The organism is Jejuia spongiicola (genome assembly GCF_023502325.1).
GTDB lineage: Bacteria > Bacteroidota > Bacteroidia > Flavobacteriales > Flavobacteriaceae > Wocania_A > Wocania_A spongiicola.
The window spans coordinates 123,968-142,833 of the sequence record NZ_JAMFLZ010000006.1 but is presented as its reverse complement, the minus strand read 5'-3'; the positions used below and the strand labels follow the sequence as shown (position 1 = coordinate 142,833).

At 32.6% G+C, this 18,866-nt stretch carries 15 protein-coding genes; all 15 read left to right on the top strand.

The genetic code is table 11. The annotated features are described in order from the left end of the window. The 15 genes from M3P09_RS14150 (at nucleotide 1) to M3P09_RS14080 (ending at nucleotide 18,859) form a co-directional block, all read left to right on the top strand. Nucleotides 1-858 (top strand): fumarylacetoacetate hydrolase family protein, encoded by an 858-nt coding sequence (locus M3P09_RS14150; RefSeq protein WP_249973636.1) that lies wholly within the window; start codon nucleotides 1-3, stop codon nucleotides 856-858. Nucleotides 859-875: 17 nt separating this feature from the next. Next, nucleotides 876-1,697 (top strand): glycoside hydrolase family 16 protein, encoded by an 822-nt coding sequence (locus M3P09_RS14145; protein ID WP_249973635.1) that lies wholly within the window; start codon nucleotides 876-878, stop codon nucleotides 1,695-1,697. Between the two features lie 42 nt (nucleotides 1,698-1,739). Next, entirely contained in the window at nucleotides 1,740-2,705 is a 966-nt protein-coding gene (locus M3P09_RS14140; protein WP_249973634.1) for a metallophosphoesterase family protein, read from the top strand. Nucleotides 2,706-2,711: 6 nt separating this feature from the next. Continuing rightward, nucleotides 2,712-4,061, top strand: a complete 1,350-nt coding sequence (locus M3P09_RS14135) for a sulfatase family protein (protein WP_249973633.1) — start codon at nucleotides 2,712-2,714, stop codon at nucleotides 4,059-4,061. A 3-nt stretch (nucleotides 4,062-4,064) separates the two neighbouring features. Then, nucleotides 4,065-5,159, top strand: coding sequence for a glycoside hydrolase family protein (locus M3P09_RS14130; protein ID WP_249973632.1), 1,095 nt, complete (start codon nucleotides 4,065-4,067; stop codon nucleotides 5,157-5,159). Nucleotides 5,160-5,180: 21 nt separating this feature from the next. Then, entirely contained in the window at nucleotides 5,181-6,644 is a 1,464-nt protein-coding gene (locus M3P09_RS14125) for a sulfatase family protein (protein WP_249973631.1), read from the top strand. A gap of 2 nt (nucleotides 6,645-6,646) precedes the next feature. Next, the gene (locus M3P09_RS14120; protein WP_249973630.1) at nucleotides 6,647-7,666 is read left to right on the top strand and encodes a metallophosphoesterase family protein; all 1,020 of its coding nucleotides are present in this window, start codon (nucleotides 6,647-6,649) and stop codon (nucleotides 7,664-7,666) included. A gap of 26 nt (nucleotides 7,667-7,692) precedes the next feature. Continuing rightward, entirely contained in the window at nucleotides 7,693-8,517 is an 825-nt protein-coding gene (locus M3P09_RS14115) for an amidohydrolase family protein (RefSeq protein ID WP_249973629.1), read from the top strand. 3 nt (nucleotides 8,518-8,520) lie between these two features. Then, nucleotides 8,521-9,930 (top strand): sialate O-acetylesterase, encoded by a 1,410-nt coding sequence (locus tag M3P09_RS14110; protein WP_249973628.1) that lies wholly within the window; start codon nucleotides 8,521-8,523, stop codon nucleotides 9,928-9,930. Between the two features lie 33 nt (nucleotides 9,931-9,963). Next, a complete protein-coding gene (locus M3P09_RS14105) occupies nucleotides 9,964-12,318 on the top strand; it encodes a glycoside hydrolase family 95 protein (protein ID WP_249973627.1) in 2,355 nt (784 codons plus the stop codon). Nucleotides 12,319-12,377: 59 nt separating this feature from the next. Next, nucleotides 12,378-15,176 (top strand): NPCBM/NEW2 domain-containing protein, encoded by a 2,799-nt coding sequence (locus tag M3P09_RS14100; RefSeq protein ID WP_249973626.1) that lies wholly within the window; start codon nucleotides 12,378-12,380, stop codon nucleotides 15,174-15,176. 85 nt (nucleotides 15,177-15,261) lie between these two features. Then, a complete protein-coding gene (locus M3P09_RS14095) occupies nucleotides 15,262-16,170 on the top strand; it encodes an alkaline phosphatase family protein (RefSeq protein ID WP_249973625.1) in 909 nt (302 codons plus the stop codon). 157 nt (nucleotides 16,171-16,327) lie between these two features. Continuing rightward, nucleotides 16,328-17,107 (top strand): L-fucose dehydrogenase, encoded by a 780-nt coding sequence (locus M3P09_RS14090; RefSeq protein ID WP_099563990.1) that lies wholly within the window; start codon nucleotides 16,328-16,330, stop codon nucleotides 17,105-17,107. 74 nt (nucleotides 17,108-17,181) lie between these two features. Then, nucleotides 17,182-18,513 carry an L-fucose:H+ symporter permease gene (fucP, locus tag M3P09_RS14085; protein WP_249973624.1) on the top strand — a complete coding sequence of 444 codons (1,332 nt, stop codon included), beginning with the start codon at nucleotides 17,182-17,184 and terminating at the stop codon, nucleotides 18,511-18,513. A gap of 7 nt (nucleotides 18,514-18,520) precedes the next feature. After that, nucleotides 18,521-18,859 (top strand): L-rhamnose mutarotase, encoded by a 339-nt coding sequence (locus M3P09_RS14080; RefSeq protein WP_249973623.1) that lies wholly within the window; start codon nucleotides 18,521-18,523, stop codon nucleotides 18,857-18,859. Nucleotides 18,860-18,866: the final 7 nt, after the last annotated feature.

Sequence of the window (18,866 nt, the reverse complement as noted above, 5' to 3'; positions counted from 1 at the left end):
ATGAAATTAATACGATTTGGAGCAGCAGGGAATGAAAAACCAGGCATACAATTAGCAAACGGGACTAGAATTGACATATCAGCATTTGGACAAGATTATAACGAAGACTTTTTTGGCGGTGATGGGTTAGAACGACTAGAAAAATGGTTAGAGACCAATCAAAACAGTTGCCCGGTAATTGAAAATGATGCTCGTTTAGGAATTCCTTTAACACGTCCATCTAAGATAGTTTGTGTAGGATTAAATTATGCAAAACATGCAGAAGAAGCAGGCATGACTGTGCCAAAAGAGCCGGTTTTATTCTTTAAATCTACTACAGCGTTGTGCGGGCCAAATGATGACGTTATTATTCCCAAAAACTCAGAAAAGACGGATTGGGAAGTAGAATTAGCTATTGTAATAGGTAAAAAAGCCTCTTATGTTGAAGAAGCTGATGCGTTTAATCATATAGCAGGTTATGTGCTTCATAATGATGTTTCAGAAAGAGCTTTTCAAATTGAAAAAGAAGGACAATGGTGTAAAGGAAAAGGATGCGATACTTTTGCTCCTGTAGGACCATTTATTGCTACAAAAGATGAAATAGAAAACCCTAATGATTTGGAATTATGGTTGGATGTTAATGGAGAAAGATTGCAACATTCATCAACTTCAGATTTTATATTTAATGTGCAAGAAGTAGTTTCATACATTAGTCAATACATGACCTTACTTCCTGGAGATATAATCTCAACAGGGACACCTTTTGGAGTTGGCTTAGGGTTTAATCCTCCTAAATATTTAAAGCCAGGTGATGTTATGGAATTAGGAATAGAAGGACTAGGAATTTCAAAACAAGTAACTAAAGCTTATAAAAGTTAATTTATATAAAAAATCAAATGTTAAAATATAGTTTCATTTTACTTACATTTATTTTAGTTGGTTGTAAAAGCAAATCATTTAAGGTTGTTGATGACTATAAGTATATTCAGAATGTTGATGTTAAGAAAGAAGATTGGAAAATAGTTTGGCAAGATAATTTTGAAAATACAAGTTTAGACACTACTAAATGGACAAAAATTCCTAAAAACAATGCTGATTGGGGGAATTATATGACGAATGATTCTAAATGTTTTGATATTTCTGATGGAAAATTGTTTTTAAAAGGTATTGTAAATACTGATACTATTTCTGATTCTAGACCTTTTTTAACTGGAGGTATTTATACAAAAGGAAAGTTTGCCTTTCAGTATGGTAAAATTGAAATTCATGCCAAATTAGAAAGCGCACAAGGTGCGTGGCCAGCAATATGGATGCTATCTCAAGATAATAAATACGGGAAGTATCCAAGAAATGGAGAAATTGATATTATGGAACATCTAAACTATGATGATATGATTTATCAAACAACTCATTCTTATTATACTCTTGAGCTTAAACAAAAAACAAATCCACCATATTACAAAACTTCAAAGTTTAATAAAGAAGCTTTTAACACCTTTGGATTAGAATGGTTTCCTGATAAGTTAGTTTTTACATTAAACGGAGAAGAAACATTTACCTATCCGCGGGTAAAAAATGTAGATGCATCGCAATGGCCATACGATCAGCCTTTTTATTTGTTAATAGATCAGCAACTAGAAGGAGCTTGGGTTGGAAAAGTAAACCCAAAAGATTTGCCAGTAAATATGGTTATAGATTGGGTAAAAGTATATCAGTAAAAATGTAAATTAAATAATAAAAAGTTTAATAAATGCAAGCTAATGAAGCGTAGAGACTTTATAAGAAAATCGACACTAGTAGCGGGAGCTATTACTTTGCCGATAAATGTTTTTTCTTCAGTTATAAAAAAGGAAACCATTGAGTTTGGTTTAATTGCAGATGTACACAAAGATGTTATGCATGATGCAGATGAAAGGTTACGAGCATTTATAGCATCAGCAAATAAAAAAGAATTAGATTTTATTTTGCAGCTAGGAGATTTCTGTAGGCCTTACGATTATAACAAACCATTTTTAAATATTTGGAATGGTTATAAAGGCGAAAAATATCATGTGCTGGGAAATCATGATACCGATGGTGGGTTTACGAGAGATGAAACCAAGGCATATTGGAACATGCCCAAAAACTACTATTCGTTTGATAAAAAAGGTGTTCACTTTATAGTTTTAGATGGTAATGATGCTAATCCAAAACCATGGTCGGGATACAACCGTTACATTGGAGATGAGCAAAAGCGGTGGCTTATAAGAGATTTAAAGAAAACTGATAAACCTACTGTTATTTTTAGTCACCAATCGTTAGAATTAGAGTATGATGGGGTGGCTAATATGAAAGAGATTCGAGAAATTATAGAAAGCACAAATAAAGAAGCAGGTTTTAAAAAAGTAATGTGTTGTATAAGTGGGCATACGCATACAGATTATATGACTCAAATTAATGGTGTTTATTATGTTCAAATTAATAGCGCATCCTATAGATGGGTTGGAGGAGAACATAAAGTTATTAGGTATAGTAATGAAATTGATGAAAAATATGAGTGGATTAAATATACAATCCCATATAAAGACCCATTATTCACTTTTGTAAAAATAAAAGACAATTGTATAATTATAGAGCCTAAAAAGACAAAATTTGTTGGACCAGGGCCTAAAGAAATGAATTTACCAAAAACATTGCCTAACGATCCTATTGCACCAACAATATCAAGGTTTAAAATGAAAACATAAATATAAATGAAAAAAACAACTGATTTTAAAATATTAATATTCCTTTTACTTATAGGAATTAAAGGGTATTCTCAAGAATTAAATAGAGAAGGTAAAGCTAATAATAAACCAAATGTGGTTATTATTTATACTGACGATTTGGGTTATGGTGATTTAAGTAGTTATGGAAACCCAACATTGCATACTCCAGAGTTAGATAAAATGGCTACCCAAGGAATGAAACTCTCTCAATTTTATGTTGCAGCACCTGTATGTACTCCCTCAAGGGCGGCTTTATTAACAGGAGCTTACCCTAAAAGAGTTGGCTTAGAGAAAGGAGTATTATTTCCTTCATCTAAAACAGGTTTAAATCCAGAAGAGAAAACCATTGCAGAAATTTTAAAAGAAAAAGATTATGCTACAGCTTGTATCGGTAAATGGCATTTAGGCTATCAAGAAAAATTCTTACCAATCAATCAAGGTTTTGATATCTTTTATGGTATCCCTTTTAGTAATGATATGAGTAGAAAGGAACAGGATATTTATGGAAATAAAAACTACAAATGGCAACTTCCTTTAATGTCTCAAAAAGATACAATTGAGTTAGACCCAAATCAACAATACTTAACAAAAAGACTTACGCATAAGGCTGTAGATTTTATTAAGAAGAATAAGAGCACCCCGTTCTTTTTATACCTAGCGCACCCAATGCCCCATATTCCTTTATATGCTTCTGAAAAATTTCAAAATACGAGTGTAAGAGGTAAATACGGAGATACAGTTGAAGAAATCGACTGGAGTGTAGGAGAGGTATTAAAAACATTAAAAAAGTACGATTTAGAGCGTAATACTTTAGTCATTTTTACTTCAGATAATGGACCTTGGAAAGTGTTTAAAACCGATGGCGGTTCTGCAGGACCACTTCGTGGTGGAAAAGGAACTACTTGGGAGGGAGGCACTCGTGTACCTTGTATAGCTTGGTGGCCAGGGAAAATACCTTCAGGCTCTTTTCAAACAAAAGTTATTACAAATATGGATCTGTTACCAACAATTGCGAATTTATGCGGTGCAAATTTGCCAAAAAAAGATATTGATGGTGTTGATGTTTCTTCGGCACTTTTTGGAGAAAAACAAAATGAAGAAAGTAAACCATTTTTGTATTATTCTAGCAGAGGGGAACTTCAAGGCATAAGAAAAGGTAAGTATAAACTTCTAATTATTGAAGATGACACCTTTTTATTTGATTTAGAAAGTGATATTTCTGAGGCATATAATATATCAGAAAGCCTACCAGAAAAGATAATCGAATTAAAGAAAATTATGACAGAACTTGATGCTAATTTAAATCTTAATAAAAGAGAAGTAGGGAAAATATAACGCATGAAACAATACATTTTAAAAATATTTGTCATAGCTTTTATAGTACTAGTTTCTTGTAAAGACAATAAGCAGGCAGATAAAAAAGAAGAGGTAACCGAAAATCATGAGGAGTTAGATTTAGGTAAATTAATCCAACCCGTTCCTTTCCATTCTGTTTTAAAAGATCCTAATTATTATATATGGGGAGCTTCTATGGTGCAAGGTGATGATAAGCAATATCACTTATATTATTCAAGATGGCCAAAGTCTAAAGGTTTTGGAGGCTGGCTAGATTATTCTGCAATTGCACATGCAACATCAGATAATATAGGAGGCCCTTACGTACACGAAAAAGTGATATTAGATGGATTTGGAAAAGGAAATTGGAACGAACAATCTGCTCATAATCCGCATATCAAAAAATTCGGAAATAAATATTATTTGTACTTTATCTCTCATGTAAATAAAGACTTTGGGAAAAAGAATGATACGGAAAACCATCGTTGGGGTCAAAGAATTGGAGTTGCAATAGCCAATAATCCTAGAGGACCATGGGAGGTGTCAAAAGAACCTTTGATTGATTACCAAGAAGGAAAAGGAGCAGAAGGGTATATGGTAAACCCTAGTGTTTGTAAGACTCCAGATGGGTTATATCTTATGATTTTTAAAACGCGCTCCAATAAACCAGACCTTAAAAATAGAATGATACAATGCATAGCTACATCTAAAAGTCCTGAAGGACCCTTTGTTATTGCAGAAAATCCAATTTTAACAGATAAGGAAGCTGAAGATCCTTTTCTATGGTATCAAGAAGGAAAGTATTATGCTGTACTTGATGACCAGAGAGGTCTATATACAGGAACTCATGGGTTAGCGTTGTTTACCTCTACTAATGGTGAAAAATGGGAAGTTTCTAAAAACCCTAATGTAATGAAGCCAGAAATAGTATGGGAAGATGGAACAGTAAGTGAGTTACAATATTTAGAGAGGCCTCAAATTTGGCTAAATGAGAAAGGGCAGCCGGCTATGTTGTTTTGTGCGGCACAACTAAAAAAAGGAAAAGACAGTTTAAGCCTTCCTTTTAATGTTCATATACCCATAAAAACTAACAATTAGTATAAACTTAATTAATAAAAAATGAAAAAGGTAATTGGTTTTAAAATAGTATTACTCCTCATGTTTTTAGGATGTAAAGAACATTCTAAAAAAGCTAATCTTGAAACTAAAACAAATGAAAAACCTAATATTATTTTCTTGTTTTCTGATGATCAAAGCTTTAAAGACGTTAATGCTTTAGGTAATCCTGAAGTTATTACTCCTACTATGGATAAATTAGTAGAAGAAGGGACAACCTTTACACATACTTATAATATGGGGGGCTGGAATGGAGCCATATGTGTAGCTTCCAGAGCTATGATTATTAGTGGAAGATCTGTGTGGAGAGCACAGCAAATTTCTGGAAATTATTCTAAAAATGAAGATTTAGATAAAACTTGGCCTAGGCTTATGCAAACTGCAGGTTATGAAACTTATATGTCAGGGAAATGGCATGTGCAAGCAAAACCTGATTCTATTTTTAACCATGTTGGTCATGTGTTAAGAGGCATGCCTTTTGATACACCAGAAGGATATAACCGCCCACAAAGTAGTAATGATACCTTATGGAAACCTTGGAAAAAAGAATTTGGAGGTTATTGGAAAGGAGGTAAGCATTGGAGCGAATTAGTAAAAGAAGATGCAGTATCTTTTATAGACGATGCAGCTAAAAAAGATAATCCATTTTTTATGTACATCGCATTTAATGCACCACACGACCCTAGACAATCTCCAAAAAAATATGTAGATAAATATCCTCTGGAAAACATTTCGGTACCAGAGAGTTTTATACCCGAATATCCCTATGCAGAAACAATGGGAGCAGGACGAAAATTAAGAGATGAAAGGTTAGCCCCATTTCCAAGAACTGAATACGCGGTAAAAGTAAATAGACAAGAGTATTATGCCATTACTACACATTTAGATGATCAGATAAAAGATATTATAGAAACTTTAGAGAAAAATGGGCTAAAAGAAAACACATATATTTTCTTTACTTCAGATCATGGTTTGGCTATAGGAGAACATGGTCTTTTAGGAAAACAGAATATGTACGACCACAGTATGAGAGTCCCTTTAATGATTGTTGGACCCAATATTGATAAAGGAAAAAAAATAGATACAGATATTTATTTGCAAGACGTAATGGCAACAGCATTAGATATTTCAGGTATTAAAAAGCCCGAATACATAGAGTTTAATAGTCTTTTAGAACTAGCAAAAGGGACACAAACCAAAAGTAAATATAGTAGTATTTATGGCGTTTACGAAAAAGCTTCACAACGGATGATTAGAAAAGATAACTACAAGTTAATTCTATATCCAAAAACGAAAGAAGTCTTATTATATAATCTTAAAGAAGATCCTTTGGAATTAAAAGATATAGCATCTAACCCTGAAAATATTACTAAAATAAAATCGCTATTTAACGACCTAGTTCAATTGCAAAAGGAAAAAGGAGATGTTTTAAATTTAGAATTGATTTATGAAGATGTAATACAATAAAAATGGACCGTAGAAAATTTATAAATCAGTTAGGAATAGGTGCTACTACCGTCTTTTTGCCTAGTACATTACTTTCTTTTACACCATCAACTTTATTAACAGAAAGTTCTGAAAATTTAAGCTTTGGTATTGTAGCCGATGTGCATAAAGATTTAATGCCAGATGCAGATAAAAGGCTAGAAATATTTATAAATAAAGCTACAGAAAGGAAAGTTGATTTTATTATCCAGCTTGGTGATTTTTGTATGGCTGATAATAAAAATAAAGACTTTTTAGAAATCTGGAATACTTTTCAAAGTCCAAAATACCATGTACTGGGAAACCATGATATGGATAGAAATTCGAAACAGGATATGCTAGAGTTTTGGCAAATGCCAAAAACGTATTATTCATATGATTTTAAAGGAATTCATTTTATTGTTTTGGATGCTAATTTTTTATATCAAGATGGCGAATTTATAGATTATAATAAAGCAAATTTTTATGTCGATAGCAGCATTAAAACCTATATTGATAATGAACAGATAGAGTGGTTTAAAGCTGATTTGGAAACTACAAATTTGCCAACTATTGTGTTTTCACATCAAAGCTTATGGCATTATCAATGGGGAGTAAAAAATCGATTAGCACTTCAAAAAATATTAGAAGCCAATAAACAAAAAATAATTTGCTGTATGAATGGCCATAACCATTTAGATTATCATTTTCATCAAAATGGAATAGACTATATAGAAATTAATAGTATGTCTTATCAATGGGTATCTGGTAAATATAAAAGTACTGAGCGTTTTCCGAAAAGTTTTTATGATCAATATGGTAACCTGCCTCATATAGCCGGTTATAAAGACCCGTTGTATGCTTTTGCTACAATAAATAAAAAAGGAACTATACATATTGAAGGTGTTAAAAGCAAATGGATGACTCCTTCTCCTTACGATATGGGAATGCCAAAAGGAATTGAAGGCATGGTGTATTCAGCAGAAATGTCTGATTATAGTTTTGAGTTTGATATAAAAGACTAATGTATACATAAAAGCAAAAAGAGTTAATGAAAATAGACGCACATCAACATTTTTGGAAATTCAACCCTGTTCGGGATGCTTGGATTGATGATTCGATGCAAATCATTCGAAAAGACTTTCTGCCTCAAGATTTAAAACCTATTCTAAAAGATAATAATATTGATGGATGTATTGCTGTACAAGCAGATCAAAGCGAAATTGAAACCGAATTTTTATTAGAAAATGCCAAGCAAAATCCATTTATTAAAGGGGCAGTTGGTTGGATAGATTTAAGAGCTTCAAATGTTGAAGACCGATTAGCGCACTACTCAAACAATTCTCTGTTCAAAGGAGTTCGCCATATTGTTCAAGCCGAGGCAAACGACTTTATGTTACGTAAAGATTTTCAAAATGGTATTAGTAAATTAGAGCAGTTTAATTTAACCTATGATATTTTAATATTTCCACCGCAAATAGAATCCGCTATTGATTTGGTGAATAAATTTCCAAATCAAAGATTTGTAATTGATCATATAGCAAAGCCATATATTAATACAGGAAGAATTGATGAGTGGAAAGCAAATATGATTGAATTGGCTAAGGCACAAAATGTACTATGCAAAGTATCAGGGATGGTTACTGAAGCCAATTTAAAGCATTGGAAAATTTCAGATTTCACACCCTATTTAGATGTTGTATTTAATGCCTTTGGAATAGATAGAATTTTATATGGTTCCGATTGGCCGGTCTGTTTACTGGCTGCAAAATATGAACAACAATTACAACTTGTTCAAGATTATATTAAAGGTTTTTCAGAAAATGACAAGACAAAAATACTTGGAAGCAATGCTATTAAATTTTATAATTTATAAATCATGAAAAAAATACATTTACTTATACTGCTACTGTTAACTGCAAATATCAGCTTCGCAAAAATTTGGTTACCGTCAATACTATCAGACAATATGGTACTGCAACAAAATTCAAACGCTACTATTTGGGGTTGGACAACATCAACTGCTGAAACTATAGAAGTTATTGGTTCTTGGAATGGTGAGGTTGTTAAAGTAAAGGCCTACCAAGGAGTTTGGTCAGTGACTTTACCAACTATAAAGGCAGGAGGACCATATACAGTTACCATTAAAGGACATGAAGAAATAGTTTTAAGTAATGTATTATTAGGAGAGGTCTGGTTATGCTCAGGACAATCTAATATGCAATGGACTCCAGAGAATGGACTTTTAAATGCCGAGGAAGAGATTAAAAAGGCTAATTACCCAAATATTAGATTTTTTCAGGTACCTCAAACCAAATCTATTACACCACAAGATGATTTAGTAGGAGATTGGACAGAATGTAAACCAGAAACTATGCGAAAGTTTAGCTCTGTAGCATATTTTTATGGAAAAGAATTATATCAAGCATTAAATGTACCCATTGGTTTGATAAATTCTAGTTGGGGAGGCACACCTGTTGAACCATGGATAAAAAAAGAATTGATAGAAAATGATGAAGAACTTAAAAAAGCAGCTAAAAAACTAAAAAGATATGAATGGTGGCCAGGGTTGCCTGGAAGTGCATATAACGGAATGATTCACCCTATTACAAAATTCAATATTGCTGGTGTTATTTGGTATCAAGGTGAATCTAATAGAGATAATGCATTTTCATATTACAAATCATTCCCTTTACTTATCGAGTTTTGGAGAAAAGAATGGGGAAAAGAATTCCCTTTTTATTTTACGCAAATAGCCCCTTTTAATTATAAAAGTAAGACTAATATTGAAGCTGCAGTGGTAAGGGATGCACAATTATATACTATGTTAACCCTTCCAAAAACTGGAATGGCGGTAACAAATGATATTGGGAACTTAAAGAATATTCACCCCATAAATAAACAGGAAGTAAGCAAGCGGTTAGCACTTTGGGCATTGGTGAAAACTTACGGAGTGAAGGACCTTATGTTTAGTGGACCTGTTTATAAATCAATGGAGATAAAAAAGAATAAAATAGTGCTTCATTTTGATTATGCAGAAAATGGTTTAGTAAAAAAAGAAAAGGAGTTAAGAGAGTTTTTTATTGCAGGAGAAGATCAAAAATTTTATCCAGCCATAGCAAAAATAAAAAATAACACCGTTGTTGTTAGTTCAAAAAAAGTAAAAAAACCAGTAGCTGTCCGTTTTGCATTTTCAGACACAGCATTACCTAATTTGTATAACATGTCAGGATTACCAGCCTCAGCTTTTAGAACTGATGATTGGAAAATTGATATAAATAATGACTAACTTTTTTAGTATATGTATTTGAAACAAACTTTATTGATTCTTATTTTTATTACAGCGTTTTGTTCTTGTAACAAAACTCAAAACGAAGTAATAAGTGATCACAATTTAACTCTTTGGTATGAACAACCAGCTGCAACATGGATGCAGGCATTACCTGTTGGGAATGGACGTTTAGGCGCTATGGTTTTTGGAAATCCAAACCATGAAAGAATTCAATTAAATGAGGATTCTATGTGGCCTGGTGGTCCAGATTGGGGAGATTCAAAAGGAAATAAAAAAGATTTAGAAGAATTAAGACGACTTTTAAAAAAAGGAGACGCTCATAAGGTTGATGAACTTATTGTAGAACGATTTTCGTATAAATCGGTTTTGCGGTCACATCAAACCATGGGAGATTTGTTTATAGATTTTTTAAAAGATAGAGAAGTAGAAAACTATACAAGAACATTAAATTTAAATAATGCAGTATCAACTGTAAATTATACGTCAAGAGGTAATAATTATTCTCAAAAGGTTTTTGCTTCAGGAGCTGATGATGTATTAATTGTTGAGTTGGAGACTGATGCAAAAGAAGGAATGAATTTTAGTGTTTCCTTAAGCCGTCCAGAAGATAAAGGTAACAAGACAGTAACTATTTCAAACCCATCAAATGATGAGATTACTATGGAAGGGATGGTAACTCAATATGGAGGAAAAAAGATGAATGAGCCGTTCCCAATTGATTATGGCGTTAAGTTTGAAACAAGAGTAAAAACTAAGAGTTCATCAGGAAGTATAAAAGCTGACCAAGGAAAATTGGTTTTAACAGGAGCTAAAAAGGTTACTATAATTTTGTCTTGTAAAACTTCTTTTTATCATGAAGACTATAAAGCTAGTAATAATGATATTTTAAGTAAGGTGTCAAATAAATCGTTTAATGAACTTCTAAAAAATCATATAGAAGACTATCAACAGTATTTTGATAGAGTTGAGCTAAGTTTAGGAGGAAAAGAATTAGATACTATTCCTACCGATAAAAGGTTACAGCGTATTAAAGATGGAGAAGATGACCCAGACTTAGCGGCTAAATTATTTCAATTTGGAAGATATTTACTTATATCATCCTCAAGACCAGGAACAAATCCTGCTAATTTGCAAGGTATATGGAATGAGCATATTGAAGCCCCTTGGAACGCTGATTATCATTTAAACATTAATTTACAAATGAATTATTGGCCAGCAGAGGTTACTAATTTAAGTGAAATGCATTTGCCTCTATTTGATTTTTCTAATCGTTTATTAGAAAGAGGTAAAATAACTGCAAAAGAGCAATACGGCATAGGAAAAGGAGCTGTAATGCATCATGCAACCGATTTGTGGGCTCCAGCTTGGATGCGAGCCGCAAGACCATATTGGGGATCTTGGATTCATGGTGGTGGTTGGTTAGGACAACATTATTGGGAGCATTATAATTATACAAAAGATGATGAGTTTTTAAAAAAACAAGTATATCCGTATCTTAAATCAATAGCAGAGTTTTATACCGAATGGCTCGTTTGGGATGAGAATACCCAAAAATGGGTTTCTACACCAGAGACTTCTCCAGAAAACTCTTATTTTGCTAAAGATGGTAAACCAGCGGCAATTTCATATGGTGCTGCTATGGGGCATCAAATAATTGCAGAAGTTTTTGATAATGTATTAAAAGCTGCTAAAATTTTGAATATTGAAGACGATTTCACAAAAGATGTAAGATCAAAAAGAGAAAAGCTATTTCCTGGAGTAGTAGTAAGTAATGAAGGACGTATTTTAGAATGGAATGAAGCTTATGGTGAACCCGAAAAAGGACACAGGCATATGTCGCATTTATATGCATTGCACCCAAGTAATCAAATTACCGTTGCAGATACTGTTGCCTTTAAAGCAGCACAAAAAACAATTGATTATAGGTTAGAACATGGAGGTGCAGGAACTGGGTGGAGTAGAGCGTGGATGATTAATGTTAATGCACGATTGTTAAACACAGATTCTGCAGAAGAAAATATTAGAAAGTTTTTTCAAATATCTATTGCTGATAACTTGTTTGACGAGCACCCTCCTTTTCAAATCGATGGAAATTTTGGATATACTGCTGGTGTAGCTGAGTTGTTAATGCAATCTCATGAGCCTCTTATAAGAATACTTCCAGCTTTACCAAAAAACTGGCAGACAGGTAATGTTAAAGGTTTAAAGGCAAGAGGAAATGTAGAAGTAGATATTGAATGGAAAGAAGGAAAATTGGTAAAAGTTGGGTTATTGGCAAAAAATGAAGGAATTTATAAAATTCAGTACGGGTCATTAATGAGTGAAGTAAAGTTACCTAAAAACGAAAAAATATGGTTAAATAATAGCCTTAGTATAGTAAAGTAAAAGCATTATAGAGTGGAATGTTACATATAGTCACCCAAAAGAATTTAGTTATAAAGCAAATGAAGTGTTTTAAAAAAGAGCAGATTATAATTTTACTTTTTTTATTCTTAGGTTTTAATAATTTAGCAAAAGCACAATCTCAAGTACATTTAAAAGACTTGCAAGTTTCACTGGCGCAACAAACCTATAGCGCACCTACAATTAATAAATCTGTTACAGGAGAGTCATTATCCATAGCAGGAATCCCTTATAAAAATGGTGTTGGAGTGCATTCCAAATCTATTATTAAAATTAAAACTAATGATTCTCGCTCTTTTACAGCAAAAGTTGGTGTTAACGATTCCAAGGTAGATTATGGGTTAAAAACTATTAAAACCATCCCTTTAACTAATGGAAAGCGAATTTTTTATAATGTAACACAAACAAAGAAGCAATTTTTAGGTGTAGAAGGAATAGATGGTAAGGTAAACAAAGGGACCGTTGTATTTATAATACGCCATAATGGGAAAGAGATTTTTAATAGTGGGATTATGAAACAAGGTGATTCTGCTAAAGAAATAAAGCTGAAAATAGACAGAGGTATTTTAGAATTAATTGTTGAAAATGCTGAAGGTGACCCAAGTGGAGATCACGCTATTTGGGCTGACGCTATGTTTGATTATTTTGAAATTCCCCCAGTAGTAGTTTCTGAAGAATTTCAAGGAAAAGTAACAGAGCAACCAGATGAATTGAAAACTAAATTGAAAAGTATAATTCAAAGCTTACCAGAAATAAGTTTCCCACTTAAAGAACCAGATTATGATTGGTTAGTAAATAATGATAAAGTAAAAGCAAATGTATATAAAACAGAAAGTGGAAAAGACATTGTGCTTTCAAATGGTTTAATAGCTAGGGTTTTTAGAGTGACTCCTAATTTAGCAACTATAGACTATGTTAACCAAATGACAGGAGAAAGTATGTTAAGAAGTGTTTCAAATGAAGGGGTTTTAACTATAGATGGCAAAGACTACCAAATTGGAGGGTTTAGTAAGCAACCAGAGTACGGGTACACTTTAATGAAATGGGTAGATGCACTTTCTGCAGTTCAAAATTCTTTTGCAATTGAAAACATTGAAATTAAAGAACTAACAGATAGACTATTGTGGAAACGAGTGCGTTGGGCTTCAAATACAAAAATGCCAACAGGAAAAGAATTGGTTTTTACGCTTTCAAAAGATGGAGTTAAAGTTAGAGTACATTATGTACTATACGATGGCATTCCTACACTTAGTAAATGGATAGAAGTTATTAATGAATCAAAATTTATGATTCAGTTGAATAAATTTAAGTTAGAACAGTTAGCTATGGTTGAAGGAGAAAATTTAGTAGATACACCAAAGCATTGGGTGAAACCAAATATTCATATTGAAAGTGACTATGCGTTTGGAGCTATGCAGCAAAAAACTTCTGACAAAACGACGTATTGGGAAAAAGATAAGCGTTACACTTCTCAAACAAATTACCCTTTAAATTTACCATGTTTATTAGAAATAAAACCACCTTTAGGACCAGATGTAGGAATTCCAATAGGAAAATCATTAACAACCTTTAGGGTTTGGGAAACACCACTAGACAGTAAAGACCAAGAACGGGTTGGCTTGTTTAAAAGAAAACTGTATCGAACAATTTCACCTTGGGTTACTGAAAACCCAATGTTTCTACATTTAACTTCTACCGACCCTGAAATTATAAAAAGCGCAGTAGATCAATGTGCAGAAACGGGTTATGAAATGATTATTCTGAGCTTTGGTAGTGGTTTAGATATGGAAAAGGAAGATGAATCATACTATCTGAAATTCAAAGAGTTACGAGAATATGCCAACTCTAAAGGCATTGAATTAGGAGGTTATTCTTTATTATCTAGTAGATGGATTAGTGATGAGGTAGACGTTATAAATCCTAAAACAGGAAAACGAGGAGGAATGATTTTTGGTTCTTCACCATGTTTAAGTAGTGAATGGGGATATGATTATTTCAAGAAAATTAAAAAATTCTTTACTAAAACAGGAATGCAGGTTTTTGAAAACGATGGCTCCTATCCTGGGAATGTTTGCGCTTCTACAAAACATAAGCACCATAATGGATTAGAAGATTCTCAATGGAAACAATATGCTCAAATTCAAGGTTTATATAAATGGATGCGATCAGAAGGTATTTATATGAATATACCAGATTTTTATATCAATTCAGGGTCCAATAAAACAGGAATAGGATATAGAGAGGTTAACTGGTCATTGCCTAGAAATAGACAACTAGTTCTTGGTAGAATGAACATTTATGACGGTTTATGGGATAGAATACCTAGTATGAATTGGACTTTTGTGCCTTTAACAGAATACCACGGAGGAGGTGCTGCTGCTACATTAGAACCTTTAAATGATCACTTGTTAGATTATGAAAATCAAATGATACAAAATTATGGATCTGGTGTACAAGCTTGTTATAGAGGCCCGCGATTGTTTGATACGCCAAAGACAAAGCAAGTTGTTATTAAAGTAGTTAATTGGTATAAAAAATATCGAGAAATACTTAATAGCGATATTATTCATTTGAAGCGTCCTTCTGGAAAAGATTGGGATGGTTTTTTACATGTAAACCCTAGCTTAAAAGAAAAAGGACTAGCTTTATTTTTTAATCCAACAGACAAAGATATGGAGAGAGAAATAAAACTACCTCTTTATTATACCGGACTTACCGAAGATGTTTTGATAAGGGAAAAAGAAGGAAAAGCTTTAAAGTATAAATTGGAACGAGATTATAGTGTAAAAATTAATGTTGCAATACCAGCAAATTCGTATCAATGGATTGTGATTGAGTAATAGTGAAAATTAAATATTTTAAGCAAAAAAAATATTAAAGTTGACTTGCATGAAAAGTAATGATAAACTAAAAAAGGAAAGAAATATGAAAACAGTTTTAAAAGCAAGTATGGTATTATTGCTACTAATAGGTACTTTTTTTTCCTGTAATCCTAAATTAGAAGAAAGGCCTAAGCAACTTGTAAAACATGTTGTTTTGATAGGTTCAGATGGTTTTGGAGCCTATGCTTTTAAGAAGGCTAAAGTACCTAACTTAAGAAGACTTATGGAAGAAGGATCTTACTCATTAAAAGCAAGATCAGTATTGCCATCATCAAGTGCAGTAAATTGGGCATCCATGATTATGGGTTCCGGACCAGAGTTACATGGTTATACAGAATGGGGCAGTAAAACACCTGAATTACCATCAAGAATTATAGGTAAAGGAAACATATATCCTACTATTTTTAGTTTAATAGATGAACAATTACCAGAGAGCAAAAAAGGGGTGTCTTATACTTGGGGCGGTATAGGCTACCTCTTCGAAAAGGATATGGTTGATTTGGATTTTAATGGGAAATCTGATGAAGAAACAAAAGATAAAGCCTTAAATTTTATTATAAATGAGAAACCAACTTTAAGCTTTATTCATTTTGACGAACCAGATGGTGCTGGACACAGTATAGGACATGATACACCAGAATACTATGAAGCCGTAGAGAAAATAGATAGTTTAATAGGAAATATTATTAACGCTTTGGAGATGAATGATTTATTAGATGATACGGCAATTATTTTTTCATCAGATCATGGAGGTATAGGTAAAGGGCATGGCGGAAAAACCTTAGAAGAAATAGAAATTCCTTGGATTCTATATGGTAAAAATATACCAAAAAAAGGAAAACTTAACTCAAGTATTGTAACTTATGACACAGCAGCTACTATTGCTTACCTTTTAGGGTTGGAAACTCCAAGGTTTTGGAGAGGAAAACCAATAACTGAAGCTTTTAATTAGTATTTATATGAATTAATAATTATAGTACATAGCAAAAAAAGTATCATATAAGGTTGTTTAAACAGTGGATTTTTGAACAATCAAAAATTAGATTTGTTACCTTGCGTTATACGCGTTTATTTTATGAATGTCTTAATTATGTAATACAAACATTAAAGTGGATTTAAATTTAAAAAATAAAGTTATTATTGTTACAGGTGGATCTAAAGGTATAGGTTTAGGGATTACTGAGGCATTACTAAAGGAAGGTGCAATACCTGTAATAGTTAGTAGAAATAGAGCTAGTGTTGAAGGTGTTATTAATAAAATACTTTCAAATGGAAAAGAAGCGCATTATGCTATTGCTGAATTAACAGATCCTCAGCAATGTAAAAAAGCAGTTGAGATAGCAATTGAAAAATATGGTCGCATTGATGGAGTTGTAAATAATGCAGGAGTAAATGATGGTGTAAGTTTAGAACATGGAAACTATGAAGATTTTATAGAATCATTAAAACGTAATTTAGTGCATTATTATCTTATTGTTCATCATGCTTTACCAGAACTTAAAAAAAGCAAAGGTAGTATTGTAAATATTGGTTCTAAAACATCGTTAACAGGTCAAGGAGGTACATCTGGTTATGCGGCAGCCAATGGAGGCAGGAATGCATTAACAAGGGAATGGGCAGTAGAATTATTACCCTATAATATTAGAGTAAACGCACTAATTGTTGCCGAATGTTATACACCGCTGTACGAAAAATGGATAAAAACTTTTGATAATCCAGAAGAGCGTTTAAAACAAATAACCGATAAAATACCTCTAGAGAATAGAATGACCACTGCTGAGGAAATAGCAGATATGGTCGTGTTTTTACTTTCAGAAAAATCTAGCCATACTACCGGACAATTAATTTTTGTTGATGGCGGATATACACATTTAGATAGAGCATTATAAGTTGTTCGGCGAAAAAAATATAAAAGATTAAAATAGTTCAGTAATTTTTAACCCATTATTAATACCAATTAAAAATGAGTAATTCAAAACCTGTTGTAGTATCAAAAAAGATACTAATTCCTTTTATTTTAGTAACCTCTTTATTTGCCCTTTGGGGATTTGCTAACGCTGTAACAGACCCCATGGTACAAGCATTTAAAAAAGTATTAGAACTTTCAAATTCACAAGCAGCATGGGTGCAAATGGCATTTTATGGAGGTTATTTTTGTATGGCTTTACCAGCGGCTATGTTTATGCGTAAATACTCTTATAAAGTGGGAATTTTAATAGGTTTAGCGTTATATGCTACTGGTGCATTATTGTTTTACCCAGCTGCACAGTCAGAGAATTTTATGTTTTTCTGTGCTGGCTTATATATTTTAACTTTTGGCTTAGCATTTTTAGAAACCGCTGCTAACCCATATATATTAGCAATGGGAGCGAAAGAAACAGCTACACAGCGTTTAAATTTAGCACAAGCTTTTAATCCAGTTGGATTAATTGCAGGACTAATTGTTGCACAGCAATTTGTATTAAAGAATCTCCAATCAGATGATATTACAGATTTTAGTGTTTTAGACGAAGCTTCTAAAATTGCTATTAAGACCTCAGATTTAATGGTTATTCGTAACCCTTATGTAATTCTAGGGTTAGTACTTATAGGTATTTTTGTATTGTTTTTGGTTAGTAAAATGCCTCAATCTAAAGAAGAAGGAGACATGCCAAGTATTGGTGATACTTTTGCTGCTCTTGGTAAAAATGTAAAATATGTTTTGGGTGTTTTAGCTCAAATCTTATATGTTGGTGCTCAAATTATGTGTTGGACCTATATTTACCAATATGCAGAAGGTATAGGCGTAGACAGCGTTACTGCAGGTAGTTACCAGCTCGCAGCTTTTGGTTTGTTTATAGTTGGTCGTGCAGTAGGAACTTACATGTTACGATTTATAAGCTCAGGTAAGCTACTTATGTATTTTGCAATACTATCATTATTATTTACTGCTGGAACAATATTTATACAAGGAATTGTTGGATTGTATTGTTTAGTAGTTATTTCATTTTTCATGTCATTAATGTTCCCAACTATTTACGGTATAGCTTTAGGAGATTTAACTGAGGAGCAATCTAAAGTTGGGTCAGCTGGATTAATAATGGCAATTGTTGGTGGTGCTACAATGCCTTTCTTGCAAGGAACGATTATAGATATTGGCGGCAATGGAGTTGCAGATACTAAAATAATGGGCGTTTCAGAAGTTAACTTTTCATTCATTCTACCATTAATATGTTTTGTTTATATCGCTTGGTATGGTTTAAGAGTTTATAAAAGACACGAAGCAACTGATGATGCATTACATGTTACTGAATAAATTCTAAATGAATAAACTAAGGAGATATTGTTTTGCTTTAGATTTGGTTGATGATCCAAAACTTATGGCAGTATATAAAGAATATCACAAAAAAATATGGCCAGAAATAACAGCGAGTATTTTAGATTCTGGTATTGAGGTTTTAGAAATATATAACGTAGGTAATAGGATGTTTATGATTATGGAAGTAAACGACTCATTTTCCTTTGAAAAGAAATCTAAAATGGATGCCAACAATCCTAAAGTACAAGAATGGGAAATGTTAATGTGGAAATATCAACAAGCACTACCAACCGCCAAAGCAGGAGAAAAATGGCTGTTAATGGATAAAATATATCAACTATAAATAACAA

Coding starts and splice junctions, on each gene's coding strand:
- M3P09_RS14150 (WP_249973636.1), top strand. CDS start 1: ATGAAATTAATACGATTTGGAGCAGCAGGGAATGAAAAACCAGGCATA.
- M3P09_RS14145 (WP_249973635.1), top strand. CDS start 876: ATGTTAAAATATAGTTTCATTTTACTTACATTTATTTTAGTTGGTTGT.
- M3P09_RS14140 (WP_249973634.1), top strand. CDS start 1,740: ATGAAGCGTAGAGACTTTATAAGAAAATCGACACTAGTAGCGGGAGCT.
- M3P09_RS14135 (WP_249973633.1), top strand. CDS start 2,712: ATGAAAAAAACAACTGATTTTAAAATATTAATATTCCTTTTACTTATA.
- M3P09_RS14130 (WP_249973632.1), top strand. CDS start 4,065: ATGAAACAATACATTTTAAAAATATTTGTCATAGCTTTTATAGTACTA.
- M3P09_RS14125 (WP_249973631.1), top strand. CDS start 5,181: ATGAAAAAGGTAATTGGTTTTAAAATAGTATTACTCCTCATGTTTTTA.
- M3P09_RS14120 (WP_249973630.1), top strand. CDS start 6,647: ATGGACCGTAGAAAATTTATAAATCAGTTAGGAATAGGTGCTACTACC.
- M3P09_RS14115 (WP_249973629.1), top strand. CDS start 7,693: ATGAAAATAGACGCACATCAACATTTTTGGAAATTCAACCCTGTTCGG.
- M3P09_RS14110 (WP_249973628.1), top strand. CDS start 8,521: ATGAAAAAAATACATTTACTTATACTGCTACTGTTAACTGCAAATATC.
- M3P09_RS14100 (WP_249973626.1), top strand. CDS start 12,378: ATGAAGTGTTTTAAAAAAGAGCAGATTATAATTTTACTTTTTTTATTC.
- M3P09_RS14095 (WP_249973625.1), top strand. CDS start 15,262: ATGAAAACAGTTTTAAAAGCAAGTATGGTATTATTGCTACTAATAGGT.
- fucP (WP_249973624.1), top strand. CDS start 17,182: ATGAGTAATTCAAAACCTGTTGTAGTATCAAAAAAGATACTAATTCCT.
- M3P09_RS14080 (WP_249973623.1), top strand. CDS start 18,521: ATGAATAAACTAAGGAGATATTGTTTTGCTTTAGATTTGGTTGATGAT.